The organism is Stenotrophomonas sp. SKA14, from assembly GCF_000158575.1.
GTDB lineage: Bacteria > Pseudomonadota > Gammaproteobacteria > Xanthomonadales > Xanthomonadaceae > Stenotrophomonas > Stenotrophomonas forensis.
The window spans coordinates 1,773,497-1,791,870 of the sequence record NZ_DS999412.1; the positions used below are offsets into that span (position 1 = coordinate 1,773,497).

Sequence of the window (18,374 nt, forward strand, 5' to 3'; positions counted from 1 at the left end):
TACTTTGGTCGTACGAAGGGAATGCTGACGTGCAGCGAACATCAGCGATGGAACAATCGGTTGCGGAGCCGTCCATTGGCGTACTGCCGTGTGGCGTCCATCTTCAGGGGCATCCATCCAACAGGAGTCGCCATGAGCTTTCCCGAACCGGTCCGCGTACTGCGCACCATCCGTGGCATGCCCACCTCCGATGGTGCCGGCGTGCGCCTGACCCGCGTCATCGGTGGCCCGACGCTGCCCGACCTGGATCCGTTCCTGCTGCTCGATGAATTCGGCACCGACCGCGCCGAAGACTACATCGCGGGCTTCCCCGAGCATCCGCACCGTGGCTTCGAGACCGTTACCTACATGCTCGACGGGCGCATGCGGCACCGCGACAACCACGGCAACGAAGGCCTGCTGACCCCGGGCAGCGTGCAGTGGATGACGGCGGGGCGCGGCCTGGTGCATTCGGAGATGCCTGAACAGGAAAGCGGGCAGATGCGTGGTTTCCAGCTGTGGGTGAATCTTCCGGCGAAGGACAAGATGACCGAGCCGAAGTACCAGGAGTTCGCGCCCGAGCGCATTCCGCTGGTGCAGCCTGCCGCCGGCGTGGAGGTGAAGGTGATTGCCGGCAGCGTCGACGGTACCCGCGGGCCGATCGTGCAGCCGGCCACCGATCCGCTCTACCTGGACATCACGCTGGCGCCCGACCGCGCCTGGACCTATGCATTGCCGGAAGGGCACAACGCGTTTGCCTATGTATTCGAAGGTGCGATGACGGTGGGCGAGCAGGACGCCGCGCGTGACGTGGCACGCCAGGAACTGGCGGTGTTGGGCGGTGGCGAGCAGCTGCACATCTCGGCCGGCCGTGATGGTGCGCGGTTGATCCTGGTGGCCGGCCGTCCGTTGCGCGAGCCGGTGATGCGGCACGGCCCGTTCGTGATGAACACGCGGCAGGAACTGATGCAGGCCTTCGTCGATTTCCAGGAAGGCAAGTTCTGAGAGGGGGCCGGCTGCTGGCCGGCCACTGCGTGAGGTCACGGCGGATCGAGGTGCCGGCCAGCGGCCGGCACTAGCCGGTGATCGGACCGCATTGCGGGGATGCTGCCAGGCAGTCATCCCCATCACGGTCAGCGCCCGGCGGCCACGGCCGACGGCGTCAGGCTCATGCCCTGCGCCAGCTGCTGCAGCGAGCCCAGCTCCTGCGGGCTGTCCGGATACAACGAAATCTGTGCGTAACGCCCTTTGTCGAGCTTGACCACGCTGATCCGCCGCTCGGCATAGCCGGGCGGCTGCTGGCCGCCGAGGTCGGGCTGGTACCAGTAGAGTGATTCACCGCCGAAGCTGCCCTTTTCCTGGCGCAGCGAACGATTCAGTGGAATGGACGGATCACGTGCACTGAGCATCAGGCTCAGCACTTCGCGGCCGTCGCCGGTGCTGGCGCGGCAGACCAGGAAGTCGGCCTGCGCCTGCTGCTGCCATTGCAGGCCGCTGCTGGCGGGCAGCGAAGGACATTCGGTGGGAGCCTGCGCGGCGGCCTGGGCCACGGCGAACAGCAGGCTCGACAACACTACAGGCGCGAACTTCATGCATCCCCCAAGGTGGTGTGTCGTTTGGCGCCGCCCGATGGATGGGGGCGTTGGCATCCCATCCCCGGATGCCACCCCGCCCGGCATGTGCACGGACGGTCAACTCAACCTTAACGGAACGTGAGCGATCGCACAAATTGCGGTTACAAGCGTAACCATTGCGGCCGATGGTCGGCCGCAATGGTCCGCACGGGCCTCAGCGGTCGTTGCCGATCCACTTGTAGATGATGCCGCCGATCGCGCCGCCCAGCAGCGGGGCAACCCAGAACAGCCACAGCTGGCTGACCGCACCGCTGCCGGCGAAGAACGCCACGGCAGTGGAGCGGGCCGGGTTCACCGAGGTGTTGGTGACCGGGATGCTGATCAGGTGGATCAGGGTCAGCGACAGGCCGATCGCCAGCGGCGCGAAGCCGGCCGGTGCCTTGCCATGGGTGGACCCCATGATCACGATCAGGAACACCGCAGTGAGTACCACTTCGCACAGGAAGGCGGCTGCCACGCTGTAGCCCCCGGGCGACAGCGCGCCGTAGCCGTTGCTGGCAAATGCACCGGCCTGGCTGCCATCAATGGCGAAGCCACTGGCACCGGAGGCGATCTGCAGCAGGATGAAGCCCGCCAGCAGGCCGCCGGCGACCTGGGCGATGATGTAGGGCACCAGGTCCTTGGTCGGGAAGCGGCCACCGGCCCACAGACCGACGCTGACCGCCGGATTGAAATGCGCGCCGGAGATGTGGCCGAACGCATAGGCGCCAGTCACCACGGTCAGGCCGAAGGCCAGCGCCACGCCGAGGAATCCAATACCCAGCGGATTGCCGTCACCGCCGAACTTGGCGGCCAGCACCGCGCTGCCACAGCCACCCAGAACCAGCCAGAACGTGCCGAGGAACTCGGCGGACAAGCGTTTACCCATGCTCATGTGTTGCACTCCTTTGACGGTGAAAGTGTGATTTATGTCACATTTCAGTGATCAGCGGGTGACTGTAGCGTCAACGCCGGGTGCAGGGATACACCCTGGCGTGTGTGCAACACGCGATGTTCAGTACTGCGGCAGCGGGATGAACTCCTTGTCGTCGCCCGGAATGGTGCCGAAGCGACCGGCTTCCCAGTCGTGCTTGGCCTGTTCGATGCGTTCCTTCGAGCTGGACACGAAGTTCCACCACAGGTGGCGTGGGCCATCCAAAGGCTCACCGCCGAACAGCATCGCCTTCACCGGGGTCTTTGCGCGCAGGCGGCCGATGGCGCCGGCTTCGGGAATGATCAGGTGCTGGGCGGGCACGTCCACGCCATCCAGCTGCGCGTCCCCTTCGAGGATGTACAGCGCGCGCTCGCGGTGGCCGTTGTCGATATCGATCTCCGCATCCGGGTCGAGGTCGATCGCCACGTTGAGCGTGTCGGCGAATACCTTCACCGGCGATTCCTCGCCGTAGGCGCGGCCGGCGATGACCCGCAGCCAGGCGCCGTTGCGGCGCTGCTCGGGCAGGGTGGCAGCGGCATGGTGGTAGAACGCCGGTTCAATCTCTTCATGCGACTTCGGCAATGCGACCCAGGTCTGCATGCCGTGGATCGGGTTGTCGTGATCGCGGTCGGGCTGCGGCGTGCGTTCGGAATGGGCAATGCCGCGGCCGGCGGTCATCCAGTTCACGTCTCCCGGGCGGATCACCTGGTCCGAGCCCAGCGTGTCGCGGTGGCCGATGGCGCCCGACCACAGGTAGGTGACGGTGGCCAGGCCGATATGCGGATGCGGGCGCACGTCGATGGCCGTACCGGGGTGCATGAGCGCCGGGCCCATCTGGTCGACGAACACGAACGAACCGATGCTGCGTGCCTGCAGGGTAGGGACGGCGCGACGGACTTCGAGTCCGCCGATGTCGTGCACGCGCGGGGCGATGATGGTGGTCATGCGGGCGTTCTCGCTGGCAGGGATCAGGTGGTCAGCATCGCATGCAGCTGTGACGGGGGCATGCCCCGTATGGGTAACAGGTTGTTCCAGCCAACGGCGCAGCCTCTCGTGGCTGGTTGCTTGGTCGTGTAAAGCAAAAGCCGCGCTTGGCCGGGCGGGGTGGGTTCGCGGGGGACGCCGTAAACCCGTCCATGGGGGCTTGGCCGCGGCATCCATGCCGCGGACACCCCCGCGAACCCACCCCGCCCGGCCTCTGACGGTTTCCGTGTGCTGTCCAGCCACGGAGAAGAAAAAAAGAAAATCAAAATCAAACGCCGGTCGCTTCGCTCAGGTGTCGACCAAGGTCGACACCCACCGGGTTCGCTGTTCGCTCACCGTCACCGGAAATCTGTCAGGGGTGGGGCGGTGTGGGCAGGCAGGACCGTTGGCGCCATGGATGGCGCCATCGAGCCCCATGGATGGGTTTACGGCGTGTCCTGCCTGCCCACACCGCCCCGCCCAACAAACAGAAAAGCCAGAGCCGGCTGTTGCTCCGGCTCTGGCTTTGGCTTTTGATCCAGCGGGTGCCGGGCCGCAGGCCCGGCCGATCAACTCACACCACCGGTTCGCGCAGGGCCGGGTTGTCCCAGCCCGGACGCGGGGCGAAACGGTCACCGTGGCGCTGCTGCAACGCCTTCAACCGCTCGACGATCGCATCAGCGCCGACCGCACGAATGTGCTGGATCGGACCACCGCGGAACGGCGCGAAGCCGGTGCCGAAGATCACGCCCGCATCCAGCAGGTCCGCGTCGGCCACCACGCCGTCGTGCAGGCAGGCCACCGCCTCGTTCAACAGCGGCAGGATCAGGCGGTCCTCCAGGTCGGCCGGTGCCTGGTAATCGCTGGTCACGTCCGGCTTCTTCGGCTTGCCGTTCTCCCAGGTATAGATGCCCTGGCCATCCTTCTTGCCGCGCTTGTCCGGTTCCACTGTCTGCAGCGCAGCCGGAATCTGCAGGCCGAGGAACGGCGCCAGCTCGCGGCCGACACCGGCAGCCACGTCCAGGCCCACGGTATCGATCAGCTCAATCGGGCCCATCGGCATGCCGAACTTCACTGCCGCCTTGTCGATCACCGGGCCCGGAATGCCTTCGGCATACGCGGTGGCCGCTTCCAGCATGTACGGGAACAGCACGCGGTTGACCAGGAAGCCCGGGCTGCCGGCCACCGGCACCGGGAACTTGCCCAGCGCCTTGCAGAACGCGGCCAGGCGGCGCTCGGTTTCCGGCGCCATGCCGTCGTGATGGATGATTTCCACCAGCGGCATCTGCGCCACCGGGTTGAAGTAGTGCAGGCCGGCGAACTGCGCCGGGCGCTGGATGTGGTCGCGTAGTTCCACCAGCGGAATCGAGGAGGTGTTGGTGGTCAGCAACGCGTCGTGCTTCATCTTCGGCTCAAGCGTCTGGTACAGCGCACGCTTGGCCTCCGGGTTCTCGATGATGGCCTCGATCACCAGATCGGCCTCGGCCACGCCGTTGCCGTCCAGGTCGGCACGCAGGCGCGCGGCCACCGCCGGGCGCTTGCTGTCGTCGCGCACCTTCTTGGCGAACAGTGCCTGAGCACGCTCCATGGCCGGGTCGATGAAGCGCTGCTCGCGGTCCTGCAGGGTCACCTCGAAGCCCTTGTAGGCGGCCCACGCAGCGATGTCGCCGCCCATCACGCCGGCGCCGACCACATGCACATGACGGATGCCGGAATCGCCACCGCCGAGGCCCTTCAGGCGTTCGGTCAGGAAGAAGATGCGGATCAGGTTGCGCGCGGTCGGCGTGCTGGCCAGCTTCACCACGGCGCGGCGTTCGGCATCCAGGCGCGCCTGGATCGGCTTGCCGCCGCTGCGCTGCCAGGTGCTGATCAGTGCGTATGGCGCCGGGTACTGATCCTTCTTGGCCTTGCGTGCGACCTGCTTGACCATCTGAGGTGCCAGCAGCGTGCGTGCCAGCCAGGTGTTGGTTGCCCACGCCGTCGCGCGCTGCTTGAACGGGCGGGTGGTGCCGGACAGCGCCAGCGCCACCGCGGTGTCGAGCACCACCGCCGGCGCCACCACCTTGTCGACCAGCCCGATCCCACGCGCGGCCGACGCCGAGAGGGTACGGCCGGTCAGCATCATGTCCATCGCCGCCGGGGCGCCGACCAGCTGCGGCAGGCGGGCGCTGCCGCCCCAGCCCGGGAAGATGCCCAGCTGGGTTTCCGGCAGGCCGATGCGGGTGCTGCTGTCATTGGAGGCCACGCGGTAGCGGCAGGCCAGGGCCAGCTCGGTACCGCCGCCGAGGCAGTGGCCGTGGATGGCCGCCACGGTCGGGCAGGGCAGTTCGGCCAGCTTCTGGTAGGTGGCCTGGCCGCGGCGGATCGCATCGTTGACGGTGCCGCGGCGGTCGAATTCCTGGAACTCCTTCAGATCCGCACCGGCAATGAAGCCGGCCTTCTTCAGCGACTGGACCACCACGCCCTTCGGTGGGTCCAGCGCGATGCGCTCAAGCAGGTCGCCCAGTTCCAGCAGCACGTCCTGCGACATCGCGTTGACGCTGCTGTCCTGACGATCCAGGGAGAGAACCACCACGCCGTCGTCGCGGATCTCGGGGTGCCAGTGGCTGAAGCGGAGACCATCGAAGCCTGAGAGCATGGACGTTCCATCCGGTTGTGTATGGAGAAGCGGCTATGATCCAGAGGTTGTTTCCCCCGCGTCAAATCCCAATAGCAGGGGAGTGGTGACCCCGGATCCATGGCCGTGGACCGGGACGCTAACGGAACGGTGGTTAAAAGCTGGTGCGGCGCCGGGTGATCGGCGACTGAACTTTTCCCGGGATTGGCAGTCTCATTGCCCGACGTCGGTTGGGCTGACAGGAGTGCGGCCCCTCATGGCCGATGTTGATACACCTCAGGAGCTGGATCTGGAGCTGGTCCGGCGCGTGCAGCACGGCGAGAGTGCCGCGTTCGATGTCCTGGTGCGCAAGTACCAGCATCGGGTCGTGGCCCTGGTCGGTCGCTACATCGCCGACTGGAGCGAATGTCAGGACGTCGCCCAGGACACTTTCATCCGTGCCTACCGCGCGATCGGAAGTTTCCGTGGTGATGCCCAGTTCTCAACCTGGTTGCATCGAATCGCCGTGAATACCGCCAAAAACTACCTGGCTTCACACAATCGACGGCCGCCGACCGATGATATCGACATCGGCGACGCCGAACAGTTCGACAGCGGTACGCGCCTGCGCGATACCGACACGCCCGAGCGCGAGTTGATGCGCCAGGAGCTGGAACAGACGGTGATGAAGGCCGTCAACGCGCTGCCGGAGGAACTCCGGTTGGCGATCACCCTGCGCGAGGTGGAAGGCCTGAGCTACGAGGATATCGCGCAGAAGATGGGGTGCCCGATCGGCACCGTGCGTTCACGGATCTTCCGGGCGCGCGAGGCGATCGACACCGAACTCCGGCCGCTGTTGGACATCGGCAGCGCCACCCGTGAGAAGAGCCGCGTATGACCAGTCATCCGTTCAACGAATCGCAGAACCATCAATCCCCTGCCGGGCAGCGCCTGGACCAGCGCCACCGCGAACAGCTGTCGGCCCTGGTCGACGGCGAGCTGGGCGCCGATGAAGCGCGCTTCCTGTTGCGCCGCATGGAGCACGATCCGGAGCTGGCGGGTTGCCAGGAACGCTGGCAGCTGCTGGGCGACGTGATGCGCGGGCAGGCCTCGGCACTGGCCCCGGCCGGCTTCAGTGCCGCCGTGGCGGCTGCCATCGCGGCCGAACCGGCACCGCAGGCCGAGCCGCGCCGCCAGGTGCGTCGCAGCGGTTGGCGGGCCTGGGGCGGTGGTGCCGCACTGGCCGCCTCGGTCGCTGCCGTGGCCCTGTTCATGGGCGGTGAGAAGCTGCAGGAGGCCACCCCCGGCGAGCCGCTGGCGCCGCAGGTGATCGCCAGCCAGGCTGAACTGGCGCCTGCGCCGAGCGGCCAGTCGCCGGTCACCGAGGCGTCGGTGGATACCGCAGCGATGGCCGTGGCGGCTGCGCCGGCGGTGGCAATGGCTGCCGCCAGCCGCCGCCAGGACACCCGTCGCGCCAGTGCGACCCGCAGCCAGCAGGCCGCGCGCGTTGCCCAGCGTGATGACAGCCCGCAGCGAGCGGTGGCCTCCGCGCAGGCGCCGCTGACCCCGACCGTGCCGGCCAACGCCAGCCGCAACCTGCCGTTTGGCGAGGTGGGAGCACTGCAGGCGCGCCCGTGGCCCCGCTCCAGCCTGGCCCCCGCTGCCGGTGGCGCGCTCAATGCCAGCTTCCCGGCCCACGCCGGTGGTGCTGCGTTCTACCCGTTCGAGCCGCGCCTGCAGGATGACCTGCCGGTGCCGCCGCGCCCGCGCGACTGAGCCGGGCGCTTTCACGCCCCGCCGTCGGCGGGGCCCGTATTCCTCTTTCCACCCGATCCGGAGGTTGCCGTCCGATGACTCCCCGACTCCGCACGCAGGCCATCGGCCTGCTGGCCCTGACCCTTCCCTTGATGGCCTGCGCACAGGCGCCGGCGCCAGTGGCGCAGACCCAGCCCGCGCCGGCCGCGGCGCCGCGGGCGCCCGCGCAGCCGCTGGTCACCGGCCTGCCTGACTTCACCCACCTGGTCGAACAGGTCGGGCCGGGCGTGGTCAACGTCGACACCACCATCGTGCGCAACAACCGCCAGGCCTCGCGGGGCCCGATGGGCGGCGACGATGACATGCCCGAATTCTTCCGCCGCTTCTTCGGCCCGGACTTCCCGATGCCGGGGCAGGGCCCGGGTGGCCAGGATGGCGGTCCCAGCATCAAGGGCCGCGGCATGGGCTCGGGTTTCATCATCTCGCCCGACGGTTATGTGCTGACCAACTACCACGTGGTGGCCGATGCCAGCGAGGTGAAGGTGAAGCTCGGTGACAGCCGCGAGTTCAACGCCAAGGTGGTGGGCAGCGACCAGCAGTACGACGTGGCCCTGCTGAAGATCGACGGCAAGAACCTGCCGACCGTGCGCGTGGGGGATTCCAACACCCTGAAGCCGGGCCAGTGGGTTGTCGCGATCGGCTCGCCGTTCGGTCTCGATCACTCGGTCACCGCGGGCATCGTCAGTGCGCTGGGCCGCAGCACCGGTGGCGCCGACCAGCGCTACGTGCCGTTCATCCAGACCGACGTGGCGATCAACCAGGGCAACTCCGGCGGCCCGCTGCTGAACACCCGCGGTGAAGTGGTCGGCATCAACTCGCAGATCTTCTCCGCCTCGGGTGGCTACATGGGCATCAGCTTCGCGATCCCGATCGACCTGGCGATGAGCGCGGTCGAGCAGATCAAGAAGAGTGGCAAGGTCACCCGTGGCCAGTTGGGTGCGGTGGTCGAACCGATCGATTCGTTGAAGGCGCAGGGCCTGGGCCTGCCCGACAGCCGCGGTGCACTGGTCAACCAGATCGTGCCCGGCAGTGCAGCCGAGAAGGCCGGCGTACAGATCGGCGACGTGGTGCGCTCGGTCAACGGCAGCCCGGTCAACAGCTGGTCGGACCTGCCGCCGCTGATCGGTGCGATGGCGCCGGGCAGCCGGGTCACCCTCGGCGTGATCCGCGATGGCAAGCCGCGCGACCTCAGCGCAACGCTCACCGCACTCAGTGAAGATGGCCAGGCCAATGCCCGCGCGGCCGCCACGGCCAAGCCCGATGCGGTGCCGCAGGCCGGGGCCAACGCCCTGCTGGGCCTGGACGTCAGCGACCTGACCGCGCCGCAGCGCAAGCAGTTTGGCCTGGACGGCAACGAGGGCGTGCGCATCACCGGGGTCAAGGGCCAGGCGGCGCGTGATGCCGGCCTGTCTCCGGGCATGGTGATCCTGCAGGTCGGGCGCACCCCGGTTGGCAGCGTGGATGGCCTCAACCGCGCGCTGTCCGGCTACAAGAAGGACGATGTGGTGATGCTGCTGGTGCGTACCGGCAACGGCAACAGCGCGTTCGTGGCGGTGAAGGCCGGCCAGTAAGGCCTGTCTGGGCCGCTGCGGCGGCGGCTGCCATCTGCCCCGAAGCCCCGCCCCGGCGGGGCTTCGGCCGTTCCGGGCCGGCCCGACGAGGCGGTTTTCGCGGCGAGGCGCCGGGCATGCGATAATCGACCGTTACCCTGACGACGCCGCGCGCCGCCGCCACCTATGTCTTCTGATTCGATGCGGAACATCCGCAACTTCTCCATCATTGCCCATGTCGACCACGGCAAGTCCACGCTGGCCGACCGCATCATCCAGCTCTGCGGTGGCCTGCAGGCCCGTGAGATGGAAGCGCAGGTGCTCGACTCCAACCCGATCGAGCGCGAGCGTGGCATCACGATCAAGGCGCAGTCGGTGTCGCTGCCGTACCTGGCCAAGGACGGGCAGACCTACCACCTGAACTTCATCGATACGCCGGGCCACGTCGACTTCTCCTATGAAGTCAGCCGCTCGCTGGCCGCCTGCGAGGGCGCGCTGCTGGTCGTCGATGCCGCCCAGGGCGTGGAAGCGCAGTCGGTGGCCAACTGCTACACCGCGGTGGAGCAGGGCCTGGAAGTGGTGCCGGTGATCAACAAGATCGACCTGCCCACCGCCGACATCGAGCGCGCCAAGGCCGAAATCGAGGCCGTGATCGGCATCGATGCCTCTGACGCCGTGCCGGTCAGCGCCAAGACCGGCCTGAACGTGCAGGACGTGCTGGAAGCGATCGTGCACCGCATTCCGCCGCCGACGCCGCGCGACACCGAGAAGCTGCAGGCACTGATCATCGACTCCTGGTTCGACAACTACCTGGGCGTGGTCTCGCTGGTGCGCGTGATGCAGGGCGAGATCAAGCCCGGCGACAAGCTGCAGGTGATGTCCACCGGCCGCAACCACCAGGTCGACAACGTCGGCGTGTTCACGCCGAAGCGCAAGGTGCTGCCGGCGCTGCGTGCCGGTGAAGTGGGTTGGGTCACCGCCAGCATCAAGGACGTGCACGGCGCGCCGGTCGGCGACACCCTGACCCTGGCCGGCGACCCGGCACCGAAGCCGCTGCCGGGCTTCCAGGAAATGCAGCCGCGCGTGTTCGCCGGCCTGTTCCCGGTGGACGCCGAGGATTACCCGGACCTGCGCGAAGCGCTGGACAAGCTGCGCCTGAACGATGCCGCGCTGCGTTTCGAGCCGGAAAGCTCCGAGGCGATGGGCTTCGGCTTCCGCTGCGGCTTCCTCGGCATGCTGCACATGGAGATCGTGCAGGAGCGCCTGGAGCGCGAATACAACCTGGACCTGATCAGCACCGCGCCGACGGTGGTGTATGAGGTGCTGAAGACTGATGGCTCGATCATCAACATGGACAACCCGGCCAAGCTGCCGCCGGTGAACCAGGTCGAGGAGATCCGCGAGCCGATCATCCGTGCCAACGTGCTCACCCCCGAGGAGTACATCGGCAACATCATCAAGCTGTGCGAAGAAAAGCGCGGCAGCCAGATCGGCATCAACTACCTGGGCAGCCAGGTGCAGATCAGCTACGAGCTGCCGATGGCCGAAGTGGTGCTGGACTTCTTCGACAAGCTGAAGTCGGTCAGCCGTGGCTATGCCTCGCTGGACTACCACTTCGTGCGTTTCGACGCCGGCCCGTTCGTGCGTGTGGACGTGCTGATCAACGGCGACAAGGTCGATGCGTTGTCGCTGATCGTGCACCGCAGCCATGCCGATCGCCGCGGCCGCGAGCTGTGCGAGAAGATGAAGGACCTGATCCCGCGCCAGATGTTCGACGTGGCCATCCAGGCCGCGGTCGGCTCGCAGATCATCGCCCGTACCACGGTCAAGGCCATGCGCAAGAACGTGCTGGCCAAGTGCTATGGTGGCGACGTTTCGCGCAAGAAGAAGCTTCTGGAAAAGCAGAAGGAAGGCAAGAAGCGCATGAAGCAGGTCGGCCGCGTGGAAATCCCGCAGGAAGCGTTCCTGGCCGTGCTGCAGATGGACAACAAGTAAGCCCGCACCGGCCCCTGCGGGCCGGTCGTCTGGTGACGTTGCAAAGGACCCTGAATGAAACTGTTTGAGATCCTCCTGGTCGTGCTGACCCTGGCCTCGGGCCTGATCCTGCTCGCGGACAAGCTGTACCTCGCCAAGCGCCGCGCCCAGCGCGCGGGCCTGCTCGATTCCGAGCCGGTGCTGGTGGACTACTCGCGTGCGTTCTTCCCGGTGCTGGCGATCGTGCTGATCGTGCGCAGCTTCATCGCCGAGCCGTACAAGATCCCGTCCAGCTCGATGATGCCGAACCTGCTGATCGGCGACTTCATCCTGGTCAACAAGTTCTCCTACGGCCTGCGCCTGCCGATCAGCAACACCAAGATCGTGCCGTTCGGCGAGCCGTCGCGTGGCGACGTGGTGGTGTTCCACTTCCCCGGCCACAGCGACAACGACCCGGCCAAGGGCGAGAACTTCATCAAGCGCGTGATCGGCGTGCCGGGTGACACCATCGTCTTCGAAGGCGACGGCGTGATCCTCAATGGCGAGCCGCTGAAGTACGACAACAAGGGCATCTATGCCGGCCACAAGGGCCAGGGCGAGGGCGCCAACCTGCTGGTCGAGCACCTGCCGGGCCGCACCCACACCGTGCTGGAGACCGACTATCCGCGTGGCCAGGGCCAGTGGACCGTACCGGCCGGCAAGTACCTGGTGATGGGCGACAACCGTGACAACAGCGACGATGGCCGTTTCTGGGGCCTGCTGCCGGAGGAAAACCTGCGCGGCAAGGCCTTCCTGATCTGGCTGAACTGCCAGGGCTGGTTCTGCAAGGATGGCTTCGAGCCGTCGCGGATCGGCTCGAGCATCAACTGATCGGGCATCGACTGAGTATTTTCACATCCAACGCGTATCTGGGGAGAACGCAATGAAGACGATGAACACGCAGCGCGGCATGACCCTGACCTCGTTCCTGACGGTCCTGATCGTGGTCGGCTTCTTCCTCTACATCGGCATGAAGCTGTTCCCGATGTACCAGGAGTACTACGCGGTGCGCTCGGCGATGAAGAGCCTGGCCAACGAGCCGGGCGTGGGCAACATGGAACCGGCCCGCATCCAGGACCTGTTCTTCAAGCGCCTGTACATCAACTACTCGGACAACGTGAAGCCGGCCAATGTGAAGTTCGATCGTCGTGACAACGGCTGGACCCTCAAGGTCAACTACGAAGTACGTCGTCCGCTGATCGGCAACCTCGATGTGGTTGGCAATTTTGATTCTTCCCAGGACCTGACACGAAGCGGTGCCCAGTAAATTCATCCAACGTGGCGACCTGATCGGTCATCCCTTCCGCGATGCGGCCCTGCTCAAGCAGGCGCTGACCCATCGCAGTGCGGGTGCGCCGCACAACGAGCGCCTGGAGTTCCTCGGCGACAGCATCGTCAACATGATGGCGGCCGAGGCGTTGTACCGGCGCTGGCCCAAGGCCGACGAAGGCGCGATGACCCGTGCCCGCGCCGAGCTGGTGCGTGAAGGCGCGCTGGCGGTGATCGGGCGCAGCCTGGAGCTGGGCGAGCGGCTGACGCTGGGCCCTGGCGAAATGAAGTCCGGCGGTCATCGCCGCGACTCGATCCTGGCCGATGCGGTGGAAGCCGTGGTGGCCGCGATCTATCTGGATGCCGGCTTCGAGGCCTGCCGGGCGGTGGTACTGCCCTGGTTCAGCGCTTCGATCGAGGCACTGCCGGCCTCCGGCCGGCCCGAGAAGGACCCCAAGACCCGCCTGCAGGAATGGCTGCAGGCCCGACAGAAGGCGTTGCCGCAGTACGAACTGGTGTCAGAATCCGGTGACGACCACGCCAAACACTTCCGGGTACGCTGCAACGTAGCTGACCCGGCCGCCAGCACCGAGGGCGAAGGCGCCTCGCGGCGGCTTGCCGAACAACAGGCGGCTGCGGCCGTCCTAGAACAACTGGATTCCAAGTGAGCGAACAAACTCCCCATCATTGCGGCAGCGTGGCCGTCATCGGCCGCCCGAACGTGGGCAAGTCGACCCTGACCAATGCCCTGGTCGGCGCCAAGGTCAGCATCGTCTCCAACCGCCCGCAGACCACGCGCCATCGCCTGCTGGGCATCGCCACGTATCCGGAAGGCCAGCTGGTGCTGGTTGATACTCCCGGCCTGCACAAGGTGCAGAAGCGGGCGATGAACCGGGTGATGAACCGCGCCGCGCGTGGCTCGCTGGAAGGCGTCGACGCCGGCCTGCTGGTGATCGAAGCCGGGCGCTGGGACGAAGAAGACAGCCTGGCCTTCAACGTGCTGCGCGATGCCGGCATCCCGGTGGTGCTGGTGGTCAACAAGATCGATCGCCTGAAGGAAAAGGGCGCGCTGCTGCCGTTCCTGCAGCAGGTGACCGAAGGCCGCGATTTCGCCGCGGTGCACCCGATCTCCGCGCAGAAGCGCAATGGCCTGGAAGCGCTGGTGCGCGACGTGCTCAAGCTGCTGCCGGAGGCCCCGCCGATGTTCGGCGAGGACGAGATCACCGACCGCAGCCAGCGTTTCCTGGCTGGCGAACTGGTGCGCGAGCAGCTGATGCGCCAGCTCGGCGAAGAACTGCCGTACGCCACCACGGTGGAGATCGAGCGCTTCACCGAAGACGGCAACCTGCTGCGCATCGGTGCAGTGATCTGGGTCGAGCGCGAAGGCCAGAAGGCCATCGTGATCGGCAAGGGCGGTGCGCGCCTGAAGGAGATCGGTGCCAAGTCCCGCCTGCAGATGGAGCGCCTGTTCGGAGCCAAAGTGTTCCTGGAAACCTGGGTGCGCGTGCGTGAAGGCTGGTCCGATGACGAGGCCGCGCTGAAGGCCTTCGGCTACGAGTAAGCCGCGACGGTCGCTTCGATGATGATCGAGGACGACACCGGCTTCGTGCTGCATGCACGGGCCTATCGCGAGACCAGCCTGCTGGTCGAGGTGTTGAGCGCACAGCATGGCCGCATCGGCCTGCTGGCGCGCGGTGTTTCAACGGCGAAGGGGCAGGTGCTGCGCGCCGCCCTGCAGCCGTTGCAATGGATCCGTTTCAGCGCCCAGCAGCGGGGTGAACTGGCGCAACTGCGCGCTGCCGAGGCGCTGGATGCCGCGCCGCGATTGGTCGGCCAGGCGATGCTGGCCGGCTTCTACCTGAGTGAACTGACCCTGCGCCTGGCCCCTCGCCAGGACCCGTTGCCGGAGCTGTACCTCGCCTACGGTGAGGCACGCGCGCGGCTGGCAGTCGGTGCCGGCCTGGCCTGGACTCTGCGTCGTTTCGAACGCGAACTGCTGTCCGCGCTGGGCCTGGGCTTCGAGCTGGACAGCGCCAGTGACGGCCAGCCGATCGACCCGGCCGCGCGTTACGAACTGGACCCGCAGGAAGGCGCGCAACGGCTGCTGAGTGAGCGCGGCGGCGAACGCCGAGCGGCCGCCACCGGTTCGGCTCTGTTGGCGCTGGCCGCCGACGAAGAGCCCGATGCGACCGACCTGGCCAGCCTGCGCCTGCCGATGCGGCGGGTGCTGGCCCATCATCTGGGGCCACGCGGCCTCAAATCCTGGGAACTGCTCGAGCAGCTCGCCCCCAGGCGTTGAGGGGTGTCCGGCAGGGCTTGCAGCCCTGCACCCGCCGAGGCCAAGGCAACAGCAACAGCAACGGCGTGCATTCCGTGGGATGGCGGGGTGGGGCCGGTTGCGGGAGACGCCGTAAACCCATCCATGGGGGCTTGGCCGCGGCATCCGTGCCGCGGACACTCCCGCAACCGGACCCACCCCGCCTTCGACAGATTTCCGCAATCTGCAGTAGATCCACGCCATGCGTGGATGAATTTCCATCGGAATCGAATATTTCGAATTGGAATCGAAAAGCATCCACGCATGGCGTGGATCTACCGTGTCGACCAAGGTCGACACCTACCCACAGCCGCAGGAAATTGTCAGAGGCGGGGCGGTGTCGGAGTGCGGGGTGTCAGCCGCATGGATGCGGCTGCCAAGCCCCCATGGACGGGTTCACGGCGTCCCCGCACTCCGACACCGCCCCGCCATCTCACGGGATGCCCGCTTTTGATGTTGAATTTGACGTTAGCTTCGGCGGGTGCAGGGCGCAGCCCTGCCGAACACCCCTCAGTGCAGCAGGGCAGCCACTGCGGCGCGGAACCCGTCCTGGGCCTGTCCCGACTCCGGCGCGTGATGCAGCTGGCGCACCGCCCGGCCCAGCCGTGCCGCACCCACGAAGCCGCAACTCGCCTGCAGCCGATGCAACTGGCTGCGCAGTTGCCGCTCGTCATGCTGGTGCACCGCCTGCTCGACCGCGTCGCGCACACCGGGCAACTCGGCCAGGAACAGTTCTCGCAGCGCGATCAGGTGGTTGCGCTGGCCATTGAGTGCGGCCAGTGCCGCGGTCTCGTCCCAGTCCTGTACCTGCAGCTCGACCGCTGCCGGGGCCTGGGCCACGAAGATTCCCGCCGGGCTGTTCACCAGGGCCCGGCGCACCGCCTTCAGCAGCTGGTCGCGGCCCAGCGGTTTGACCAGGGTGTCGCTGAAACCGGCTTCGCGCAGGCGGGCATGAATGGAGGTGTCGCCGTCGGCGGTATGCGCCAGCGCCGGGGTATCAGGGTGTGAACGGCGCAGTTCGCGCAGCAGCTGCGCGCCATTGCCGTCGGGCAGATTGACGTCGATCAGCCACAGGTCATGCGCGCCGGGCTCGGCGCTGGCCAGGGCGCTGGCAAGTGAGTCTGCGGTGTCCACATCCGCTGGTAACGTTTCCAACGCCGCCTTGAAAAAACCGCGGCTGATGATGTCGTCCTCGACAAGCAGGAAGCGGGGCCGGCTGGTCCGCGGGGTCATCTGCATCAGGGCTGCCTCCATGTCAGCTGGTCCCAATCATCAAGCACGACGGCGACGGGCGCAAGCGGGTCCGGGCCCTGCCGGTCAGGATCTGCGACAATACGCCCCCATTTTTGCCCGCAGCCTGTCGCCACGTGGCCCGATCCCGTTCCCGCATCGACCGTACCCCGTTCCAGACCGAAATCCTCGACCTCAGCCATGATGGTCGCGGCGTCGCCCGCCGTGAAGGCGAGGGCGGCAAGGTCACCTTCATCAGCGGCGCCTTGCCGGGCGAGGTGGTGATGGCGGAACAGACCGCCCGCAGCCGCCATTTCGACGAGGCGCGCACAGTGCAGGTGCTGCAGGCGTCGCCGCAGCGTGTCACCCCGAAATGCCCGCACTTCGGCACCTGCGCCGGCTGCGTGCTGCAGCACCTGGACGAAGGCCAGCAGATCGTCGCCAAGCAGCGCGTGCTGATGGACAACCTGGAGCGCATCGGCCACGTGAAGCCGGGCACCGTGCTGGCGCCGCTGGTCGGCGAGAGCTGGGGCTACCGTCGCAAGGGGCGCTTCTCGGTACGCCGGGTCGAGAAGAAGGACAAGACCCTGGTCGGTTTCCGCGAGCAGGACCCGCGTTTCGTGGCCGATCTCAGCCAATGCCTGACCGTGATCCCCGAGATCGGCACCAAGGTCGAGGCGCTGTCCCTGTTCATCGAATCGCTCGATGGCAAGCGTGACATCCCGCAGATCGAATTCATCGCTGGTGACCAGGCCGTGGTCCTGACCGTGCGGCACCTGCAGCCGCTCAGCGATGCCGACCGCGCATCCTGGGCCGCCTTCGGCCAGCAGCATGGCTTCGTGATCTACCTGCAGTCCGGTGGCGTGGACACCGTGCAGCCACTGGAGGGGCAGGGCGTGCCGCTGTCGTTCCGGCTGGCACCGTGGGATGTCGAGCTGGCATTCCGCCCGCTGGACTTCATCCAGGTCAACGCCAAGCTTAACGAGAAGATGATCGCCCACGCCCTGGACCTGCTGGAACCGGGTGAGGACGAGCGCGTGCTGGACCTGTTCTGCGGTCTCGGCAACTTCACCCTGCCGTTGGCCCGCCGCGTGCGTGAAGTGGTCGGCGTCGAAGGCGATGCCGGCCTGGTCGCGCGTGCCCGCGAGAATGCCGAGCGCAACGGCCTGGCCAACGCGCAGTTCTTCAGCGCCGACCTGACCCAGGACCAGCGCAGTACCGCGTGGATGCGCCAGGGCTTCGACAAGCTGCTGCTCGACCCGCCGCGTTCGGGTGCGATCGAAGTGCTGCAGCAGCTGCCGCTGAAGCAGTTCAAGCGCATCGTCTACGTCAGCTGCCACCCGGGCTCGCTGGCGCGCGATGCCGGCTACCTGGTCAACGAGCAGGGTTTCACCCTGGTCAGCGCCGGTGCCATGGACATGTTCCCGCACACCGCGCATGTGGAAAGCATCGCGGTGTTCGAGAAGCGCTGACGGGCTGTCATGCCCATCGCGCATAATGGCGTGATGGGCATCGAAATCGAACGCAAGTTCCTCGTCTGCAGCGACGACTGGCGCACTGCCGCGCACCGGGTAATCCCGATGGCGCAGGGCTACATCAACGACATGGGCGCGCTCGACCGCGGCACCCAGAACGCTTCGGTGCGCGTGCGTATCGAGGGCGAGCACGCCGCGCTGAACCTGAAGTCGCGCACCATCGGCCATACCCGGCAGGAGTTCGACTACCCGATCCCGGTGGAGGACGCGCGCGCGCTGCTTGCACTGTGCGTAGGCGGGCTGATCGACAAGCGTCGCCATCTGGTGGACCACGCCGGGCTGACCTGGGAAGTGGACGAGTTCCTCGGCGACAACGCCGGCCTGGTCGTGGCCGAAGTCGAGCTGGACAGTGCCGACCAGGTCATCGACCTGCCGGACTGGGTGGGTGCCGAAGTGACTGACGACGCCCGCTACTACAACGTCGCCCTCGCCAGTCACCCCTATTCACAGTGGTGAAGCCCCAAGAAGGGGACGGAGGGGATCAAGTCGCCTTTACCCCGCCTGTGCGGAAAGCGGCTTGATCCCCTCCGTCCCCTTTTTTCGAAGGCCGTGGCCCCCAT

The 18,374-nt window shown here is 66.9% G+C and carries 17 protein-coding genes; 12 read left to right on the forward strand and 5 right to left on the reverse strand.

Translation table 11 applies throughout. The features are described from left to right. The first annotated feature begins 132 nt into the window (after positions 1–132). A complete protein-coding gene (locus SSKA14_RS08010) occupies positions 133–984 on the forward strand; it encodes a pirin family protein (protein WP_008267151.1) in 852 nt (283 codons plus the stop codon). Between the two features lie 128 nt (positions 985–1,112). Here the strand turns inward: SSKA14_RS08010 and SSKA14_RS08015 are convergent, their stop codons facing one another. The 4 genes from SSKA14_RS08015 to SSKA14_RS08030 form a co-directional block, all read right to left on the reverse strand. Next, on the reverse strand, positions 1,113–1,571 hold the full coding sequence (locus SSKA14_RS08015) for a hypothetical protein (protein ID WP_008266318.1): 459 nt from the start codon (positions 1,569–1,571) through the stop codon (positions 1,113–1,115). A 196-nt stretch (positions 1,572–1,767) separates the two neighbouring features. Further along, the gene (aqpZ, locus tag SSKA14_RS08020) at positions 1,768–2,487 is read right to left on the reverse strand and encodes an aquaporin Z (protein WP_006462519.1); all 720 of its coding nucleotides are present in this window, start codon (positions 2,485–2,487) and stop codon (positions 1,768–1,770) included. Between the two features lie 120 nt (positions 2,488–2,607). Beyond that, positions 2,608–3,471: a pirin family protein gene (locus SSKA14_RS08025; protein WP_008267962.1), complete on the reverse strand. Its 864-nt coding sequence runs from the start codon at positions 3,469–3,471 to the stop codon at positions 2,608–2,610. Positions 3,472–4,063: 592 nt separating this feature from the next. Beyond that, complete coding sequence (locus tag SSKA14_RS08030) at positions 4,064–6,127, reverse strand: 3-hydroxyacyl-CoA dehydrogenase NAD-binding domain-containing protein (protein WP_008268800.1); 2,064 nt, start codon at positions 6,125–6,127, stop codon at positions 4,064–4,066. A 235-nt stretch (positions 6,128–6,362) separates the two neighbouring features. On the opposite strand from SSKA14_RS08030, the gene rpoE reads away from it, so the two are divergent. The 9 genes from rpoE to recO all read left to right on the forward strand — a co-directional run bounded on the left by rpoE (position 6,363) and on the right by recO (position 15,031). Continuing rightward, positions 6,363–6,983: an RNA polymerase sigma factor RpoE gene (rpoE, locus tag SSKA14_RS08035; protein WP_010482816.1), complete on the forward strand. Its 621-nt coding sequence runs from the start codon at positions 6,363–6,365 to the stop codon at positions 6,981–6,983. Then, the gene (locus tag SSKA14_RS08040) at positions 6,980–7,861 is read left to right on the forward strand and encodes a sigma-E factor negative regulatory protein (protein ID WP_008265371.1); all 882 of its coding nucleotides are present in this window, start codon (positions 6,980–6,982) and stop codon (positions 7,859–7,861) included. The genes rpoE and SSKA14_RS08040 overlap by 4 nt, the downstream gene beginning before the upstream one ends. Before the next feature lie 74 nt (positions 7,862–7,935). Then, complete coding sequence (locus SSKA14_RS08045; RefSeq protein ID WP_008267907.1) at positions 7,936–9,471, forward strand: DegQ family serine endoprotease; 1,536 nt, start codon at positions 7,936–7,938, stop codon at positions 9,469–9,471. Between the two features lie 180 nt (positions 9,472–9,651). Then, a complete protein-coding gene (gene lepA / locus SSKA14_RS08050) occupies positions 9,652–11,445 on the forward strand; it encodes a translation elongation factor 4 (RefSeq protein ID WP_040007303.1) in 1,794 nt (597 codons plus the stop codon). A gap of 54 nt (positions 11,446–11,499) precedes the next feature. Continuing rightward, entirely contained in the window at positions 11,500–12,294 is a 795-nt protein-coding gene (gene lepB, locus SSKA14_RS08055; RefSeq protein WP_006462474.1) for a signal peptidase I, read from the forward strand. A gap of 52 nt (positions 12,295–12,346) precedes the next feature. Next, the gene (locus SSKA14_RS08060) at positions 12,347–12,730 is read left to right on the forward strand and encodes a DUF4845 domain-containing protein (protein WP_006462472.1); all 384 of its coding nucleotides are present in this window, start codon (positions 12,347–12,349) and stop codon (positions 12,728–12,730) included. Further along, positions 12,720–13,400 (forward strand): ribonuclease III, encoded by a 681-nt coding sequence (gene rnc / locus SSKA14_RS08065; RefSeq protein WP_008267764.1) that lies wholly within the window; start codon positions 12,720–12,722, stop codon positions 13,398–13,400. The genes SSKA14_RS08060 and rnc overlap by 11 nt, the downstream gene beginning before the upstream one ends. Continuing rightward, on the forward strand, positions 13,397–14,293 hold the full coding sequence (gene era, locus SSKA14_RS08070) for a GTPase Era (RefSeq protein WP_005410599.1): 897 nt from the start codon (positions 13,397–13,399) through the stop codon (positions 14,291–14,293). The genes rnc and era overlap by 4 nt, the downstream gene beginning before the upstream one ends. Before the next feature lie 18 nt (positions 14,294–14,311). Then, on the forward strand, positions 14,312–15,031 hold the full coding sequence (gene recO / locus SSKA14_RS08075; protein ID WP_008265237.1) for a DNA repair protein RecO: 720 nt from the start codon (positions 14,312–14,314) through the stop codon (positions 15,029–15,031). A 528-nt stretch (positions 15,032–15,559) separates the two neighbouring features. Here recO and SSKA14_RS08080 read toward each other — a convergent pair. After that, a complete protein-coding gene (locus SSKA14_RS08080; protein WP_040009454.1) occupies positions 15,560–16,288 on the reverse strand; it encodes a response regulator in 729 nt (242 codons plus the stop codon). A 128-nt stretch (positions 16,289–16,416) separates the two neighbouring features. Here SSKA14_RS08080 and rlmD point away from each other — a divergent pair, with 128 nt between their 5' ends. Then, on the forward strand, positions 16,417–17,751 hold the full coding sequence (gene rlmD / locus SSKA14_RS08085) for a 23S rRNA (uracil(1939)-C(5))-methyltransferase RlmD (RefSeq protein ID WP_008266866.1): 1,335 nt from the start codon (positions 16,417–16,419) through the stop codon (positions 17,749–17,751). 33 nt (positions 17,752–17,784) lie between these two features. Continuing rightward, positions 17,785–18,270, forward strand: a complete 486-nt coding sequence (locus tag SSKA14_RS08090) for a CYTH domain-containing protein (RefSeq protein WP_040009457.1) — start codon at positions 17,785–17,787, stop codon at positions 18,268–18,270. Positions 18,271–18,374: the final 104 nt, after the last annotated feature.

What these genes read in the sequence shown, in the direction of transcription:
- aqpZ (WP_006462519.1), bottom strand. Translation starts at nt 2,487, where the DNA reads ATGAGCATGGGTAAACGCTTGTCCGCCGAGTTCCTCGGCACGTTCTGG.
- recO (WP_008265237.1), top strand. Translation starts at nt 14,312, where the DNA reads ATGATGATCGAGGACGACACCGGCTTCGTGCTGCATGCACGGGCCTAT.
- SSKA14_RS08060 (WP_006462472.1), top strand. Translation starts at nt 12,347, where the DNA reads ATGAAGACGATGAACACGCAGCGCGGCATGACCCTGACCTCGTTCCTG.
- SSKA14_RS08010 (WP_008267151.1), top strand. Translation starts at nt 133, where the DNA reads ATGAGCTTTCCCGAACCGGTCCGCGTACTGCGCACCATCCGTGGCATG.
- lepB (WP_006462474.1), top strand. Translation starts at nt 11,500, where the DNA reads ATGAAACTGTTTGAGATCCTCCTGGTCGTGCTGACCCTGGCCTCGGGC.
- SSKA14_RS08040 (WP_008265371.1), top strand. Translation starts at nt 6,980, where the DNA reads ATGACCAGTCATCCGTTCAACGAATCGCAGAACCATCAATCCCCTGCC.
- SSKA14_RS08080 (WP_040009454.1), bottom strand. Translation starts at nt 16,288, where the DNA reads ATGCAGATGACCCCGCGGACCAGCCGGCCCCGCTTCCTGCTTGTCGAG.
- SSKA14_RS08015 (WP_008266318.1), bottom strand. Translation starts at nt 1,571, where the DNA reads ATGAAGTTCGCGCCTGTAGTGTTGTCGAGCCTGCTGTTCGCCGTGGCC.
- rpoE (WP_010482816.1), top strand. Translation starts at nt 6,363, where the DNA reads ATGGCCGATGTTGATACACCTCAGGAGCTGGATCTGGAGCTGGTCCGG.
- lepA (WP_040007303.1), top strand. Translation starts at nt 9,652, where the DNA reads ATGCGGAACATCCGCAACTTCTCCATCATTGCCCATGTCGACCACGGC.
- SSKA14_RS08025 (WP_008267962.1), bottom strand. Translation starts at nt 3,471, where the DNA reads ATGACCACCATCATCGCCCCGCGCGTGCACGACATCGGCGGACTCGAA.
- SSKA14_RS08030 (WP_008268800.1), bottom strand. Translation starts at nt 6,127, where the DNA reads ATGCTCTCAGGCTTCGATGGTCTCCGCTTCAGCCACTGGCACCCCGAG.
- SSKA14_RS08045 (WP_008267907.1), top strand. Translation starts at nt 7,936, where the DNA reads ATGACTCCCCGACTCCGCACGCAGGCCATCGGCCTGCTGGCCCTGACC.
- SSKA14_RS08090 (WP_040009457.1), top strand. Translation starts at nt 17,785, where the DNA reads ATGGGCATCGAAATCGAACGCAAGTTCCTCGTCTGCAGCGACGACTGG.